General features: G+C 54.8%; 18 protein-coding genes. 3 read left to right on the forward strand and 15 right to left on the reverse strand.

The genetic code is table 11. The features are described 5' to 3' along the window. Positions 1-2 precede the first annotated feature (2 nt). The 8 genes from fabD to JQC72_RS01920 all read right to left on the reverse strand — a co-directional run bounded on the left by fabD (position 3) and on the right by JQC72_RS01920 (position 6,661). Positions 3-941: an ACP S-malonyltransferase gene (gene fabD / locus JQC72_RS01885; RefSeq protein WP_205492434.1), complete on the reverse strand. Its 939-nt coding sequence runs from the start codon at positions 939-941 to the stop codon at positions 3-5. A 288-nt stretch (positions 942-1,229) separates the two neighbouring features. Next, positions 1,230-2,237 (reverse strand): beta-ketoacyl-ACP synthase III, encoded by a 1,008-nt coding sequence (locus JQC72_RS01890; protein WP_205492435.1) that lies wholly within the window; start codon positions 2,235-2,237, stop codon positions 1,230-1,232. A 5-nt stretch (positions 2,238-2,242) separates the two neighbouring features. Further along, positions 2,243-3,235, reverse strand: a complete 993-nt coding sequence (gene plsX, locus JQC72_RS01895) for a phosphate acyltransferase PlsX (RefSeq protein ID WP_205492436.1) — start codon at positions 3,233-3,235, stop codon at positions 2,243-2,245. After that, positions 3,235-3,819 carry a transcription factor FapR gene (fapR, locus tag JQC72_RS01900; RefSeq protein WP_335342374.1) on the reverse strand — a complete coding sequence of 195 codons (585 nt, stop codon included), beginning with the start codon at positions 3,817-3,819 and terminating at the stop codon, positions 3,235-3,237. The genes plsX and fapR overlap by 1 nt, the downstream gene beginning before the upstream one ends. A 157-nt stretch (positions 3,820-3,976) precedes the next feature. Then, the gene (gene rpmF, locus JQC72_RS01905) at positions 3,977-4,153 is read right to left on the reverse strand and encodes a 50S ribosomal protein L32 (protein ID WP_205492438.1); all 177 of its coding nucleotides are present in this window, start codon (positions 4,151-4,153) and stop codon (positions 3,977-3,979) included. Positions 4,154-4,222: 69 nt separating this feature from the next. Next, entirely contained in the window at positions 4,223-4,747 is a 525-nt protein-coding gene (locus tag JQC72_RS01910) for a YceD family protein (RefSeq protein ID WP_205492439.1), read from the reverse strand. An 11-nt stretch (positions 4,748-4,758) separates the two neighbouring features. Beyond that, a complete protein-coding gene (locus tag JQC72_RS01915) occupies positions 4,759-5,874 on the reverse strand; it encodes a SepM family pheromone-processing serine protease (protein WP_205492440.1) in 1,116 nt (371 codons plus the stop codon). Next, positions 5,855-6,661 (reverse strand): patatin-like phospholipase family protein, encoded by an 807-nt coding sequence (locus JQC72_RS01920; protein WP_205492441.1) that lies wholly within the window; start codon positions 6,659-6,661, stop codon positions 5,855-5,857. Before JQC72_RS01920 ends, JQC72_RS01915 begins: the two co-directional genes overlap by 20 nt. 213 nt (positions 6,662-6,874) lie before the next feature. Between JQC72_RS01920 and spoVV the strand changes: the two genes are divergently transcribed. Continuing rightward, entirely contained in the window at positions 6,875-8,119 is a 1,245-nt protein-coding gene (gene spoVV, locus JQC72_RS01925) for a dipicolinic acid transporter SpoVV (protein ID WP_205492442.1), read from the forward strand. A 29-nt stretch (positions 8,120-8,148) separates the two neighbouring features. Here spoVV and coaD read toward each other — a convergent pair whose 3' ends face one another. From coaD to JQC72_RS01940, 3 genes are all read right to left on the reverse strand, one after another. Then, positions 8,149-8,631 carry a pantetheine-phosphate adenylyltransferase gene (gene coaD, locus JQC72_RS01930; protein ID WP_205492443.1) on the reverse strand — a complete coding sequence of 161 codons (483 nt, stop codon included), beginning with the start codon at positions 8,629-8,631 and terminating at the stop codon, positions 8,149-8,151. A 12-nt stretch (positions 8,632-8,643) separates the two neighbouring features. Next, complete coding sequence (gene rsmD, locus JQC72_RS01935) at positions 8,644-9,204, reverse strand: 16S rRNA (guanine(966)-N(2))-methyltransferase RsmD (protein WP_205492444.1); 561 nt, start codon at positions 9,202-9,204, stop codon at positions 8,644-8,646. Between the two features lie 667 nt (positions 9,205-9,871). Next, entirely contained in the window at positions 9,872-10,204 is a 333-nt protein-coding gene (locus JQC72_RS01940; protein ID WP_205492445.1) for a hypothetical protein, read from the reverse strand. 93 nt (positions 10,205-10,297) lie between these two features. On the opposite strand from JQC72_RS01940, the gene JQC72_RS01945 reads away from it, so the two are divergent. Further along, on the forward strand, positions 10,298-10,498 hold the full coding sequence (locus JQC72_RS01945; protein WP_205492446.1) for a hypothetical protein: 201 nt from the start codon (positions 10,298-10,300) through the stop codon (positions 10,496-10,498). 482 nt (positions 10,499-10,980) lie between these two features. Here JQC72_RS01945 and JQC72_RS01950 read toward each other — a convergent pair whose 3' ends face one another. Further along, complete coding sequence (locus JQC72_RS01950; RefSeq protein WP_205492447.1) at positions 10,981-11,292, reverse strand: DUF2461 domain-containing protein; 312 nt, start codon at positions 11,290-11,292, stop codon at positions 10,981-10,983. 455 nt (positions 11,293-11,747) lie between these two features. Between JQC72_RS01950 and JQC72_RS16370 the strand changes: the two genes are divergently transcribed. Next, complete coding sequence (locus JQC72_RS16370; RefSeq protein WP_302104435.1) at positions 11,748-11,873, forward strand: hypothetical protein; 126 nt, start codon at positions 11,748-11,750, stop codon at positions 11,871-11,873. A gap of 100 nt (positions 11,874-11,973) precedes the next feature. Here the strand turns inward: JQC72_RS16370 and recG are convergent, their stop codons facing one another. From recG to sdaAB, 3 genes are all read right to left on the reverse strand, one after another. After that, on the reverse strand, positions 11,974-14,025 hold the full coding sequence (gene recG, locus JQC72_RS01955) for an ATP-dependent DNA helicase RecG (protein ID WP_205492448.1): 2,052 nt from the start codon (positions 14,023-14,025) through the stop codon (positions 11,974-11,976). A gap of 4 nt (positions 14,026-14,029) precedes the next feature. After that, positions 14,030-14,917: an L-serine ammonia-lyase, iron-sulfur-dependent, subunit alpha gene (sdaAA, locus tag JQC72_RS01960; protein ID WP_205492449.1), complete on the reverse strand. Its 888-nt coding sequence runs from the start codon at positions 14,915-14,917 to the stop codon at positions 14,030-14,032. A gap of 177 nt (positions 14,918-15,094) precedes the next feature. Next, positions 15,095-15,754 (reverse strand): L-serine ammonia-lyase, iron-sulfur-dependent subunit beta, encoded by a 660-nt coding sequence (sdaAB, locus tag JQC72_RS01965; RefSeq protein WP_205492450.1) that lies wholly within the window; start codon positions 15,752-15,754, stop codon positions 15,095-15,097. Between the last annotated feature and the right edge of the window lie 73 nt (positions 15,755-15,827).

Raw genomic sequence — 15,827 nt, forward strand, 5'->3', positions numbered from 1 at the left:
CGTCATTTTCGCAACATGTCCAATGCCGTTTGCAACGTTTCCACGTCCTGTACCGAAACAGCGGTCACTTTGCGCTCCACTTTGCGCACCAATCCGGTCAACACGGTACCCGGCCCGATCTCCACGAACGTGTCCACTCCCTGATTCAACATCCAGCGGACACTATCCTCCCACAAAACTGGGCTGGCCACTTGTTCCACCAGCGAACGGCGGATCTCCTCCGCATCTTGGACCGGGGAAGCCGAGACGTTGGCCACGACCGGCACGCGTGCATCCCGGACGGTGACGGTGTCCAGAACGTCTTTCAACCGTTCGGCCGCCGGTTGCATCAGGGGCGAATGGAAAGGGCCGCTGACGGCGAGCGGAATCACTCGACGCGCCCCGGCGGCTTTGGCTTTTTCGCCCGCTTCCTCGACAGCGTCACGATGGCCGGAAATGACAATCTGTCCGGGGCAGTTGTAATTGGCCGCCACCACCACATGGCCTTCACGCGTCACTTCCCGGCACACCGCATCCAGCGCTTCGCGTTCCAATCCCATTACCGCCGACATCGCCCCTTGACCGGCAGGAACCGCTTCTTCCATGAACAGTCCGCGCCGATGCACGGTGGCCACCGCATCCGCAAAATCAAGTGACCCTGCGGCGGTCAACGCCGAGTATTCCCCCAGGCTGTGTCCCGCCACATAATCAGGCTCGATCCCCGCGTCTGCAAAAACCGTATAGATGGCCATGCTGGTGGTCAAAATGGCCGGTTGCGTGTTGGCCGTCAGGCGCAACTCCTCTTCAGGACCTTCGAAACAGAGCCGGGACAACGCATAACCGAGCACTTGATCCGCCTGGGCGAAAAGACGCGCCGCCCGCTCGTCGTGTTCCGCGATGGCCCGACCCATCCCCACGGATTGCGATCCCTGACCGGGGAAGAGAAACGCAATTTTTCCCATGTTCCTGCTCCTTTCCGTCAGCTTGTGCCGTGTTGGAGGTTGTCTGATCCATCCGAATCTCTGCACGCCGGTGGCACCGGGTGAACCTGTTTGCCTCACTTCGTTTCGCACCATCTCAAACCGATCGCGAGAAACAGGCTCCCTGCCCGATCATTGCCTGACATATTTCAGTGTGTGTCTGATCCATATCATCTGCATCGTTTTCCCGGCACGCTCCACTTGCGCCATTGCGGGGAACCGTCAAGGCTGTCGGGCTCAGGTCGTCACACACCCCGGAACGTTGCCGCCCTAGTCGCTTTGTTTTTCTTTGGTTGTCCACTTAAGGACGGCCGCACCCCATGTAAGTCCGCCGCCGAATCCGACGAGGACCAGGGTATCCCCCTCACGAATGCGGTTTTCACGCACGGCTTCGTCCAACGCGACAGGGATGGAGGCCGACGACATGTTACCGTAGCGATCCAGGTTGACAATCACTTTGTCTTCAGACAGACCGAAACGCTTCACCGCGGCGTCGATGATGCGGATATTGGCTTGGTGAGGGACGAGGAAATCGATATCGTCCTTGGTCAGCCCCGCCTTTTTCAACGCCTCTTCGGCGGCGTTGCCCATGACGCGAACGGCGAATTTGAACACTTCCCCGCCGGTCATGGAAATGGTGTGCAGCTTTTTCTCCACCGATTCCATCGTCGCCGGAATGCGCGAACCCCCGGCCGGCTGAAGCAACAGATTGCCACCCGAACCATCCGCACCCAGATCAAACGAGAGGAAACCAAATCCTTCTTCAACAGGACCCAGCACCACCGCGCCCGCCCCGTCTCCGAACAGCACGCAGGTGTTACGGTCCTCCCAGTTGATGATTTTGGACAAGCAATCGACACCGATCACCAACGCGTAACGGTAGATTCCGTTGGTGATGAATTGGGCCGCCGTGGTGATGCCGTACAAAAATCCGGTGCAAGCGGCGGACAAATCAAAAGTAGCTGCTTTCGAAGCTCCCAGCCGGTCCTGTACGAGGCAGGCCGTGGCAGGGAACATCATGTCGGGCGTCACCGTGGCCACGATGATCAAGTCCACTTGATCAGGCGTGATCCCCGCTGCTTCCAGCGCTTTTCGTCCGGCCTCCACCGCCAAGTCGGATGACGCCTCATGATCCGCCGCGATACGCCGCTCACGGATACCGGTCCGGCTCACGATCCACTCATCGGAAGTATCCACTATCTTCTCCAAATCAAAATTGGTTAACACTTTTTCCGGCAAATGCGCGCCGGTTCCCAAAATCCCAACGGATCGCACCATCGTCGTCAATCCCTCCTGTCATCCCCGATCTCACCGGAGATCTGTGAAATCACCGCCTGTTCCACAAACCGACGCGCCTGGCGAATCGCATTGGTAATCGCGTTTGCGTCTGAAGATCCGTGCGCCTTTACGATCGCCCCGCTTAATCCCAACAGCGGCGCACCGCCATGTTCGGTGTAATCCATCGCTTTGGCGAACCGTTTCAGGCCTGGTCTCAGAATTGCCGCAGCCAATTTGTTCAGCCATGTACGGGTAAATTCCGTTTTCAACCGTTCAAAAATCGCCTTGGCCACGCCTTCTGTGTTTTTCAGCAGAATATTGCCGGAAAAACCGTCGCACACGAGAACATCGCACACCCCGTACAACACGTCCCGCGCTTCCACATTGCCGATAAACCGGATGGGTAACTGCGACAGCAAGCCGTAGGCCTCTTTGGTCCGTTCCGTTCCCTTTCCTTCCTCTGTCCCGATGTTGAGCAAACCGACACGCGGTTGTTCAAAACCCAACACCTTTTCGGCATAGATTGCACCCATCCGGGCGTATTGCGCCAAATGCTCCGGTTTGGCTTCCGGATTGGCACCCACGTCCAATACCAGTACGCCGCGCCCGTCCATCGTGGGGAATACCGGCGCCAACGCAGGACGGTCAATTCCCTCCAATCTGCCGGTGCAAAACAACCCGGCCGCCATCAATGCACCCGTATTTCCGGCGCTGATAAATGCGTCCGCCTTGCCCTCCTTCACCATCCGGCAACCGACGACAATGGACGAGTCTTTTTTGCGCCGGATGGCCTTGACCGGTTCTTCTCCCGCATCAATCGACTGGGTGACGGGATGGAGTTCCACATTGGATGGAAGCCCCGTTTGCGAATGCAGGACTTCTTCCCGACCGATCAACACCAATCGCAAATCCGGCCATTGTTCGGCCGCTTGACGCACTCCTTCGAATATGGCCGTTGGCGCATGGTCCCCGCCCATCACGTCCAACGCAATGCGCATCAATGCCCCTCCTTCAACTTGGCCGCCTCGTCTCCTGAGGCACGATACATATCAAACACGCCTTGAAAGACGATTTCTTCTTCCACATAGGTTTTCACGTCCACTTGTACGCGATGGGCACTTTCCTTCACTACATTCGCCCTGGCAACACATTTTTCCCCCAGGCGAACGGGACGCAGAAAACGAATGCCGGCCGAAGCGGTCAACACGACCTCCGCATCAATGATCGCCACCGCCAGCGAATTGGCCTGCGCAAACAGGTAGTGCCCGCGCGCGATGCGATTGCGGGTGAACACGTGCTCCCGCTTGATTTCCAATATGGAAGTTCCGCCGCGATCCAGGTGGAGTTCAACGATCTCACCGATCACCTCTTCCGGCGCCAACGAACGCACCCGGTCAAAATTCTCTTCCGCCATGTGCTTGAGTCGTTCCCGCAGTTCGGGAATGCCCAATTCCATCCGATCCAACCGAATCGTCTGGATACTGACGCCGAATTGGCGGGCCATCTCTTCATCCGTCGCGAACGGGTTTTGTTCCAAAGCCAACGTCAACTGACGTTGCCGTTCTTTTTTTGAGAGGCGCACAGCGGGAGTTTCACCACCTTTTAAGACCACCTATTAATACCAAGTCCTAATTTAGTATATAGAAAACGCCGCCAAAATACAACGGCTATTTTCGCGGATGCCCAAAAATGATGAAAGACCGGTCGTTGACGCCGGTCTTCCGCTTTATTCCGTCTGATCAGTCATTGCTGGCCACTTCATTGCCTTTGTAGTATCCGCATGCTTTGCACACGCGGTGAGCCAGTTTGAATTCACCGCATTGCGGGCAACGCACCATGCCCGGCACAGCCAGTTTGAAGTGCGTGCGCCGTTTGCGCTTACGGGTTTTGGATGTACGCCGAAAAGGTACTGCCATGATTTCACCCCCTCCAACGTGATGGAACCGATCAGGGCATTTTGATCGTCGATCAATGACCGTACCGCCCTAATCATTTTCATGATGATGGTTGAACCAATCCTGTAAAGCCGCCAGTCGGGGATCGATCCGTTCCGTGTCGCAGGTGCAGGTCACTTCGTTCCGGTTGACACCACACTTGGGACACAACCCCTTGCAATCTTCCCGGCACACGGGAACAAACGGAAGAGTGAACAACATTGCTTCCCGTATGTAAGGGGTCAGATCGACCGGATCGGATTCGATCAGTTGAACTTCCCGTTCCTCCGTCTCCTCCGCATACGCGGGATGTTCGGTCAGCCACGCTTCCCATTCGGCATGCAAAGGGACGTCAAATTGCGTCAGACATTTGGAACAGACGACCGTCGCCGTCGTCTCCAGTTCACCTTTCACATGAAATCGATGGTCGTTACGGGAAACAGCGACCTGAACGCGGAGCGGCTCAAACCGAACCAATTGCCGCACGTCCCGTTCAAGCCCTTCCAGTTCAACCGTTTCGTTCAAAACCAGCGGTTCCGCCCCGATGCGGTTGAGTTCCCGCAGGGATACCTGCATGCTCCCACTCCTTATGAAAACAGGGTTATTATATGCCAATCCCGACAACCTGTCAATGTTTCCGTCGGATGGAAAGCCGCCTTCCGCCGCCCGGGCAGACGCTCCAAATACCGGATCGCTTCCTGCAAGGTGGCGACGGGAACGACTTTCATGCGCAATTTCAATCGTCTCACTGTGGCCTGTGCGGTTGCCGTATTATTGTCACCCGGTGCGATATCCTTCGGGACGAAAAAGAGGGTCGCACCTTCCCGCTCCGCGGCAACCACCTTGTGCTCCACACCGCCGATTTGCCCCACGCGTCCGTCGGGTGAGATCGTGCCTGTACCGGCTACACGATATCCTTTGGTCAAATCGCCGGGTGTCAGCTGATTGACGATCTCCAGCGAAAACATCAACCCGGCCGATGGCCCGCCGATGTCTCCCGCATTCAAACTGACGACGGGCGTGGTTTTCACCACCCGATCCGTGACGGGAACGATCCCGATTCCCGCCTGCGTTTTCCCCGGCATCACCGGCAGACGGGTCAGTGTCACCGTTTCCTCCCTTACTTTTCCGTTACGGACCACCCGCAGCTTGACCCGCTCTCCCGGACGTCGCCATTTCAACGCCTGCATCAGCTGATCGGCCGTTTGAACGGGTTGCCGGTCAATCGCCTGGATCAAATCGTTTTCCTTCAATACGTTTTCCGCGGGCATGCCCTTGACGACACGCAAGATCTTTACACCGCGGAGTTTCACTGAAACCGGCTTTCCTGCTTGATGAAAAGCGGCGATGACAGCGTTGTCCTGCGAAGTGCGCATGATTTCTTCCTGCCGTTGGAAATAATCGGATGAATTCTCTCCCGGACCCAAAATTTCCTGTTTGGCGACCAGTTCGCCGTCATCTCCATACTTGGCCAGTAAATAAGTCCAAACGTTTCCTTCCTTCATCGATACCGTCGTAAGGTAAAACGCGCCTCTCTCATCCGGGTGGACGCCCCGAATCTTTACCATCGGTGCCACCGGCATGGCCGAACCGGGCGCCACCACATAATACGGAACCGGAATCACCCAACCCGATACAGCCAAAACCGCCAAAATCACCAAACCCTGCAGCCAACGGCGCCGGTTACTGCTTGGCCAACCCATCACCTTCCACTCCTTCCCAGTTGCGGATCCGCTCCCGAATCCGTTCCACATGTGCGCGCGCCGCTTCCTCTCCCAAACGGATGCATTTCTCCACCTGATGAAAAGCGGTCGGGCTGATTTCCGACAACTCCGGGTGAATCAGGAAGTCAGCTTCAATCAATTGCCGGCTGAGAATCTGCCGCTCCATCACACCGAGCGTTTGTGCAATCACATCAAATATCGACCGGATTTTGACCTTGTTGAAACGCGGGACCACATCGACCGCAATCACCAGATCAGCTCCCATTTCACGTACCACCGTGATGGGAATGCGATCGATCACACCACCGTCGACCAAGATTTTGTCTTCCCATTCAACCGGCTCAAAAATACCGGGAATGGAGATACTCGCCCGTACCGCCAAATCAACCGGACCGGACGTAAATACCACACGTTCGCCCTTTATAATATCGGTCGCCACCACCGCCAAGGGAATGGATAATTCTTCTATTGATTTCCCGTGCGTGAGCAAGCGGATCAGCTCTCTCACTTTGTCACCGATGATCAATCCTTTGCGCGGAACGGTCAGATCCACCCAATATTTACGCTTCAACCGTGTTGCCAATCCTTCAATCATGTCCAACTTTAAGTTATTGGCATATAACGCTCCAACTAAACTCCCCATACTGCTTCCCGCAATCATATGAACGGGAATGCCCGCTTCCCGCAACACCTTGAGCACGCCAATATGGGCCCAACCCCTTGCCCCGCCTGAACCCAGTGCCAATCCGATTTTCGGTCCCCCCAAAACGTCCCACTCCTTTCAGGGTGTCCGATTGCCGGCTCAGTCTGACAGTTGGTCAATCACCCAAGAAAATGCCGTCGATGGACGGATTGACCGACCATTTCTGTACCAACACATTTCCTTACGCATTCTATGGGACAGACAAGCGGTCTAATTCTCCATATGATCGCGTAGACATGGTATCACCATCACCTCACGCCTGTTTGGAGGATTCCGATGTCTCGGACAAACCTTGTCCTGATCTCCCAATTGAAATCGCTGGCACTTGCTTTGGTCGCCTTATTTTTTGCCGTTTCACTGGTGTTTTACCCTGAACCCGTCTTCCAGGCTTCCTTGAAAGGATTAAAAATTTGGTGGGATGTGATTTTTCCCGCCCTGTTCCCCTTTTTTATCGCATCGGAAATCCTGATGGGACTCGGTGTCGTCCACTTTATGGGCATTCTGGTGGAGCCATTGATGCGCCCCCTGTTTCGCGTGCCTGGGGCGGGCGGCTTTGTCATGGCGATGGGGTTCGCCTCAGGTTATCCGATGGGGGCGAAACTGACGGCACGACTCCGGGAACAACACTTGTTGACCCGCGTGGAGGGGGAACGTCTGGTCGCCTTCACCTGTACCGCTGACCCGTTGTTTTTGTTCGGTGCCGTTGCCGTGGGCTTCTTTCATGATGCTTCCTTGGGTGTCATCATTGCCTCGGCACATTATGGCGCCGGTGTTCTGGTTGGATGGTTGATGCGCTTTTACAAAGGGGGCGGGGAGGTTACCACGCTATCGCACGAACATCATTCTTTCTTCTTGATCCGCGCATTTCAGGCCATGCATCATGCCCGGTTGCAAGACGGACGAACCTTGGGAAAATTGATGGGGGACGCGATTCAGTCCTCCATTCAGACCTTATTGATGATCGGTGGATTTATCATGATGTTTTCCGCCATCATCCAAGTGTTGACACTGCTTGGCGTGACACATGTCCTCGTACTGCTGATTGGGCCGCTGCTACAGGCAGCGGGCATGCCTGTGGAAATGGCCGGCCCTGTCGTCGCCGGCTTCTTTGAAGCGACACTGGGCGTGCAAGAGATCAGCAACACCTTGCCCACCGTTTCTCCGACTGACCAGTTGGCCGTTGCCGGCGCTGTGCTGGCATGGAGCGGACTGTCCGTTCATGCCCAAGTGGTCAGCATTTTGAGCAAAACAGACATTCGCTACACGCCATATTTGGTGGCCCGATTCATTCATGCCGGCTTGTCCGCGGCATTGACCTATCTGTTGGGGGTGCCGTTGAAAATGGCAGAGCCGGAGGTGACCATTCCCGCGTTTGCCGAACGCATCTCCGTCTCCGGTTGGCCCTCGTTCGGGGAACAAATATTGTGGTACGCCGAAAAAGCCCTGATCGTTTTCACCGTCTTGATCGGGTTGGGTTTGCTCGTGCAGATGATGCGCTCCCATTCTCCTGCCAAAAGGTGAAAAAAAGCCCGATGCAGCCACCGGGTTGATCACATGAATCCAAATTTGTTCCGAAGCGCGGCCTCAACAGGCGGCGGCACCAGATCACTGACGTCCGCCCCGTATTTGGCCACCTCTTTCACCATTTTGGAGCTGAGAAAAGAATATTGGTTGTTCGTCATCATAAAGAGGGTTTCCGCATCAGGATTCATTTTGCGATTGATGGAAGCCAATTGCAACTCGTACTCAAAATCGGTAATCGCCCGCAGTCCGCGGACGATGACATCCGCGTTTCGTTTGCGCACATAGTCGACCAACAGCCCGTCAAAGCTGTCCACTTCCACGTTTTTCATTCCGGCCACCACTTCACTGATGAGGGCTTTCCGCTCGTCCACGGTGAACAAGGGTTGTTTCTGTGCATTATGTAGTACCGCCACAATCAGGTGGTCCACCACTTTGGAACTGCGTTGGATGATATCCAGATGTCCGTAGGTCAACGGATCAAAACTTCCGGGATATACGGCGATCGTCACCGCCTCCACCTCCTAAGCGTCACTTTGTAGCTGGTATAACCGGATCGCAGTGTCCCCATACGCCATCTCGCGAGTCACGTGAAGTGCCCCTACCTCTTTCGGCAATGCTTGATTTGACGCCGATTCGACAACGACCACACCGTTATTTTCCAATATCGGTGCTGTCGCCAATTGCTTCAACACGGGTACATGCCAACCTTCCCGGTACGGCGGATCGACAAAAACGAAACGAAAGCGAATCCCGCGCCGAACCAATACTCGAATAGCGGCTCGCGCATCTCTCTGATAAATTTCCGATTGTTCCTCGAAACCGGCCAATTGGACATTGGCGCGGATCGTTTCCACACTCAAGCGATGACGGTCCACGAACACTGCGCGATCCACCCCGCGACTCAGGGCTTCCAAGCCCAAGGCACCGGTACCGGCAAAGAGATCCAACACCCAGCCGCCGTCAAAAAAAGGGCCGATGATGTGAAACAATGATTCCTTCACCCTGTCCGCGGTGGGCCTCACATGCTTGCCGGGAACCATTTTCAGTCGTAAACCGCGTGCAGTGCCGGCAATAATCCGCATGAATTGATACACCCTCTTTTTTTGGACATGCCTGGTCTGTCCGGTCTGCAAGGAACTGACTCCCACAAGTTCCCGCAACAGCCGTCTCCCTTATTCTCGATCCCTCTCCGAACCGAAGGGTGCAGGACGCACATCCCTTCCAATCATGGAAATTGCCCGCCAAGGGACTGGCGCTTTCCGGTTCTACACTGTCGGGCTCTGATTTTTGCTCACCCGGGAAACATCCTCCACCCTTATGGCATGACCGGAAACACTCTATCGTCACCTGGTCGGGAGACCACTTTCACTCTTTCTTCTTTTTATCGCCGGAAACTCCCGGTTTGTCAAATTCCCAGACATGCCTTTATCATCGTCATGAACATTTCTATCCTACCACAAAGAAAACATTGGTGAAAACGCGTTCAATCTGAAGGCAAAAAAATGGATAACCGAGGCGTATATTTTGCCTCGGATGTGTCAACGATAGGAATGGCGGCATCAACCGATGCCGTCAAACCGCGGAGAAGACTTACGTTTCCCCATAAGCTCTTCCTCCGGTTTCTCCTCTCCCATTTCAGTATCGGTGCAAACATGCACGGATACTATCGGCTCGCTGGGATTACCCGCGAGTCCTTTTTTGCGCAAAAAAATCCGCAGACTTCCAATGTCTGCGAATGCGACATATTGGTTACCGGTTGTTGCGGCGCCGTTTCCCGTATCGCCGTCCGCTGCTCTTGGCGGCATTCACTTTGGCGCGTTCCACCTCTTTTGTTTCATTCATCATCTGTGGAGACTCTCCCAAATCCTGCGTTTTCCGGGTACTGTGCCGCGGAGCCTCCCACTGATCCGTCGGCGGCCAATCCCCCAAATGGGGTGCTCGTCTCTGCGCACTCTCTCTTCTCTCCAATAAATGTCGCGGAGGAGGAATATCCTCATAGTCCCATTCCTGCAACAGCCATTCTCTGAAATTTTGAGACACTTCCGGCTCCCGCGGCGGCCCACTGTTCTGACTCTGCGGCAAATCCGGCCATTCCTGGACCCACGGTGGAACCGGGGGGAACTCTCTCTGGCGTGGAGATTCCGTTGGGTTCATTCTGTGTCGATGGGGCGATTCATGCCGCTGCGACGCACCGGGGGATTCGTGGTGGATGTGGTTCCTCCGAAGGTGTTCCCCCTGTTCATGAACCGGATCGTGTGGCAGGGGAAACATATCCGGCATGTCGGGCGGCATCGGCCAATGATTCTGTTGTTGCTCACGCAGCCGCGAAAGGCGTTCCTGACGGTCTTTCAACAGTTGGTCCACTTTTTCCTGTAACCAGCCCAAACTGCGAGATTGGGGCCGGCCAAGGGTCCGCAGTTTTTTCAAAGGGCGCCTTCCCCCTTTTGAGCATTTGAATGTGCTACCATGGATACACTGCTATCGTATGACGGATGCCCTCCGTCTGTCCGAGATATCGGCCCAATCAACCCACCCAATCTTGCGGGCGGGATGCCCAAAGAGTACGACGCCACTCTTCCATTCGACTGAAAGTGACTTGCTGCGCACGGCTGAAGCACCAGAGGCACTCCCTATGTGGGCTTTTCGCTTCATTTGGCGCGGCAATCCACATCCATCCACGACAGCTTCATCCAAGCCTGGAAAAGGGTCGGTTCTCATTGTGTCCGCATCTCGGTTCAGGAACGTACCATTTGTGCCTCCACGCTTCCAATGATCATGCGGAATCGGGGTCAGGACTTCGCTCGACCGGAAATGCGATCACGTCTGACGGGATGGACCAACCATGCTTCGGCCAAAAGTTACACCATGCGCTTGAGCATCATTCCTTGCGCGGGAGTCAGCACTTTTTCCAGGATCAAAAGATCGATCATGCGGTACGACAATTCTTTTTTTCTCGGAGACCGTTTTAACATTTCCACTTCTTCCGGGGTAAACCATGTTTCGTACAAATGAGTGGCATAATGGATCAGTTCCGCTGTACCTCCATATCGTTTGATCCGTTTTGCTTCTTCAACGGCTTGACGAATTCTTTCAGGGTGAATCGCCTTTCTTCCCAACGTCTGATTGATCGTTCTGGCCAAATCCATATAGAGCACTTTATCCGGATTCACAGCTTTCTCCTCCATTAACCGTCGGATCGACAGACAGTCACTCAGTCATCGCTCTGATACCAACAGCCTATGCGTTGTTGCCAAATCGGTTCACCCAACCTGCAAAAACCCCGGGCGGAAGGTAAAATCCCATTAAAAAAAACGCCGAATCGGCCGAAAAATATTTCTATGTATTTACATCATTGGTCTAATATGGTATATTGGGATTAGGCCAACACCCTTTTTTAACCAATTTCGAAGCTGATTTTAAAAAAATTCGAAATATATTTTTACCCCAAAGTAATCAGACTGAAACCTCTTTTTTATCCGTTTGTTTCCACCCCACCTACCGCTTTCCGGCTTCACCATCAGTATCCCATCTGCGCTCCTTTCTCCCATTGACCTCATTGACTTGACGGGAGTTGGCTGGCAAGTCCGCCGTCAGTAGCAGCTTCGTTTGGAAAGGAGGGCACGACGTGGAGAAATGGATCATACTCTTCTCTGCGGTCGTCAGGCTGATCGAGACATTGGCACAACTGTCCCAGCGGTATGGACGGCGTTACAAAAGAAAGGCGAGAAAAAAAGACCCATTCTTATGGTGAAACGGGTCCATTTTCCGGGGGAAAACCTAGAGGCACATAGCCTCTAGGTTTTTTCAGTCACAACATATTCTTATGTGCAAATCGGTAACGTAAAACTTGTCTAATCAAAATTGGCTTGTCCTTCTTCATCCAAACTTCGAAGGTAGCGGTGCAGGGGTGACCATTCTTCCCGCTGCCAAAAATCAGGGCTTGAGATCAGCCTGATGGCATCAGTACGGGCGGTTTCCAGGATCTTGGCATCCTCCACCACATCGGCCACCCGAAAATCAGGCAACCCACTCTGTTTCACGCCGAAAAAATCTCCCGGTCCTCTCAGTTCCAAATCGCGTTGGGCGATTTCAAATCCGTCCGTCGTCTCTGTCATGATCCGCATCCGTTCCACGCCCGTTTCCGTTTTGGGGTCCGCCACCAGAATACAAGTGGCCGAACCGCCACCGCGGCCCACCCGTCCTCGCAACTGATGGAGTTGGGCCAAGCCGAAACGGTCGGCATCATACACGACCATGACAGTGGCGTTGGGTACGTTGACTCCTACTTCCACAACGGTGGTGGACACCAACACCTGGATGTCATTGGCCGCAAAGCGCCTCATCACTTCCTCTTTCTCCGCCGGGGACATTTTCCCGTGCAACAGACCGACCCGCACGGGTGCCAGTGTTTGTGTCAATTCTTCAAACACGGACTGGGCGTTTTGCAGATCCAGTTTCTCGGATTCGTCAATCAGCGGGCAGATGACGTACGCTTGATGATGGTTGCGGCATTCCTTGGCGATGAATTGCACCACACGCGGCCATACATCCGATTTGACCCAATAAGTGTCAACGGGTTGACGACCGGCCGGCATCTCATCGATTACCGAGACGTCCATATCCCCGTAAACCGTGATCGCCAGTGTACGCGGAATGGGCGTCGCCGTCATGTGGAGAACGTCAGGTGATTCTCCTTTTTCCCGAAAACGGACCCGCTGCTTCACCCCGAACCGATGTTGCTCGTCCGTAATCACCAACCCCAAACGGCGAAACGTCACAGGTTCCTGGATCAATGCATGCGTTCCCACCACCACGTCGGCCAACCCCATCTGCAACTCACCCAGCACTTCCCGACGCTCTTTGGCGGTCAAACTTCCCGTCAACAAGGCCAAACGAACACCGTACGGTTCCAGGAGCTTTCGCAAGGACTGCATATGTTGCTCGGCCAATATCTCAGTCGGCACCATCAACGCGCCCTGACAACCGCTCAGATAATTGGCGTAGAGCGCAATCGCAGCAATGACCGTTTTGCCTGAACCCACATCCCCCTGCAACAGACGGTGCATCTGCTCCGGGGCACGCAAATCGTCCAAAATTTCGCGAACGACGCGCTGTTGGGCACCCGTCAGGGAAAACGGCAAACGCTCGATCAATTGTTTTACTTGAGTTGTATCAAATTCATGCGCAATCCCTTTTACCCGTTCACGCGTCTGCCTGCGCCAGTGAAGGAGTTTCAATTCATACAAAAACAGCTCCTCATATGCCATACGGCGTCGGGCACGGCTTCCTTCCTCCCTGCTCCGGGGAAAATGCAGCCGATACATGGCCTGCGCCCGGTCCATCAACCGGTATCGTTCGCGGAGTTCAGTCGGCAACACCTCTTCAATTTGTCGTCCAAACTGAAGAAATGCCTGATGGATCGTTTTGCGCAACCAGGCGACCTTGATTCCGCCCGAGATCGAATAGACCGGCAAAAGGCGACCGGCTTGCTTTTCCTGCTCGGCACCGCTGAAAAAAGTCCGGTCCGCAGTGATCTGCAAGCGATGCCGATCCCATTTTCCCGAGACCATCAGAGACTGCCCGATTTGGAGCTTGGATTTGAGATATGCCTGATTGAACCACACCACTTGAACCGCCAAGCCGTCCACATCCAGTTTGGCACTGATGCGGGACTTTTTGCCGCCATACCACCGGATGCTGGGCATGGTGAGCAACTTGCCCCGGACGGTGACACGCTCCTCGTGCTCCGCCGTGGTCAGGTCGACCAAGCGGTAATCATCGTACCGGTATGGAAAATAGGTCAACAGGTCCTCCACGGTTCGGATACCCAACTGCTCCAGCTCTTCCGCCCGTTTTTCTCCCACTCCCGTCACTGCCGTCACCGGTGTCTTTCTCAAATCCATCCGTTCACTGTGGCGTCCCCCCGAAAATCCGACGTTCCAACGCCCGTCCCGTCGGGGTCGCCGCCAACCCTCCCAATGCCGTTTCTTTCAAGGCTACCGGCATATCCCGGCCGATCTTGTACATCGCTTCCACCACTTCATCCGGCGGAATAACGCTTTCCACACCGGCCATCGCCATGTCTGCAGCCACCATGGCGATCGCTGCTCCCATCGCATTGCGTTTGACGCAGGGAGCTTCAACCAGCCCGGCAACAGGATCACACACCAAACCCAGCATATTTTTCAACGCAATCGCCACCGCTTGCGCCGACATCGAGGGGGTTCCGCCGGCCATTTCCACTACGGCGGCCGCAGCCATCGCCGTAGCGGAACCCACCTCGGCCTGACAACCTCCTGCCGCACCGGAAATGCATGCGTTGTTGGCGATGATGTATCCGATCGCTCCGCCCACAAACAGCGCCCGTACCATCGTCTCCCTGTCTGAGTTCAACCGGTTGGCCGCGGTAAACACACAACCGGGCAAAATCCCGCATGAACCGGCCGTCGGTGTGGCGACAATGGTCCCCATCGCGGCGTTTACTTCGGATACGGCCGTTGCACGTGAAACCGCATCCAAAACAGTCGGTCCGGACAGCAGAAGCTTCACTTTGTTTTTGTAGGCTTGAATCTTTATGGCATCGCCGCCCGTCAATCCGCTGTGGGAACGGATATCTTCCGTCAGACCGCGGTGAATGGCCTGCTCCATCACATCCAGATTTTGCTCCATCATGCGGAAAATGGACTCGCGGGATTCGCCCGTCGCTTCCATCTCCGCCCGTATCATCACTTCCGAGATCGGCATCTGTTCCGACTCGGCAATTTCCACCAATTCGGCTATCGTTCGAAACTTCATGGAGATCCGTCTCCTTTTCGATGACGTGTCGCAGATAAACGATAAAGATTCCTTTTTCCTACAGTTATGATAGCACATCAAACAGGAAAAAATCAGCCGCCGAACCCGGAATCACGGGATCGACGGCCTCTTGGACAAAGGTCACGGGCAAGTGACGGTGAACCGGATCCCCGCGGATCAGGACAACACGGTCACACCCGTGATCCCTTCTTGCGCCTCGATCTCTGCTTTCACCGCTTCACTCACCGGCTGATCCGTTTCGATCGTCATCAGAGCCAGTGAACCTTTTTCCTTGCGCGAAACCTGCATGTAACCAATGTTGATTTGATGGCGAGCCAAAATACCGGCCACGGTGGCGATGGCACCATACCGGTCACGGTGCAGGATGAGCAGCGTTGGTGCATTACCGGACAGATTGAGAGAAAAACCGTTCAGTTCGGTGATCTCCATCTTGCCACCGCCGATGGAGATCCCCACCACTTCCGTCGACCCTTTCTCGTCTTCCAGCAATATCCGCGCCGTGTTCGGGTGATCCGGCACTTCCTCCGATTCCCGAAAGATCACTTCGATCCCTTGTTCACGCGCGATTTTCAGGGAATCGACAATCCGTCTGTCAAATGTGTCAAAATCCAACACGCCGCCAACCACCGCGACGTCCGTGCCGTGTCCCCGATACGTTTTGGCGAATGAACCATAAAACGTAATCGTGACTTTTTTCGGTTTTCTGCCGAACAAAGCGCGGGCCGCCCGTCCGATCCGCGCCGCTCCGGCCGTATGGGAACTGGAGGGGCCGATCATGATTGGCCCGATAATATCAAACACCGTACGATACTTCATTCTCACTCACTCCTCCTGCGACCACCTGCTCGCCAAATTGCCGTATACTCCCAGCGCCCGTGAGAAAAGAAAA

Origin of the sequence: Polycladomyces zharkentensis, assembly GCF_016938855.1 — a bacterium.
GTDB lineage: Bacteria > Bacillota > Bacilli > Thermoactinomycetales > JIR-001 > Polycladomyces > Polycladomyces zharkentensis.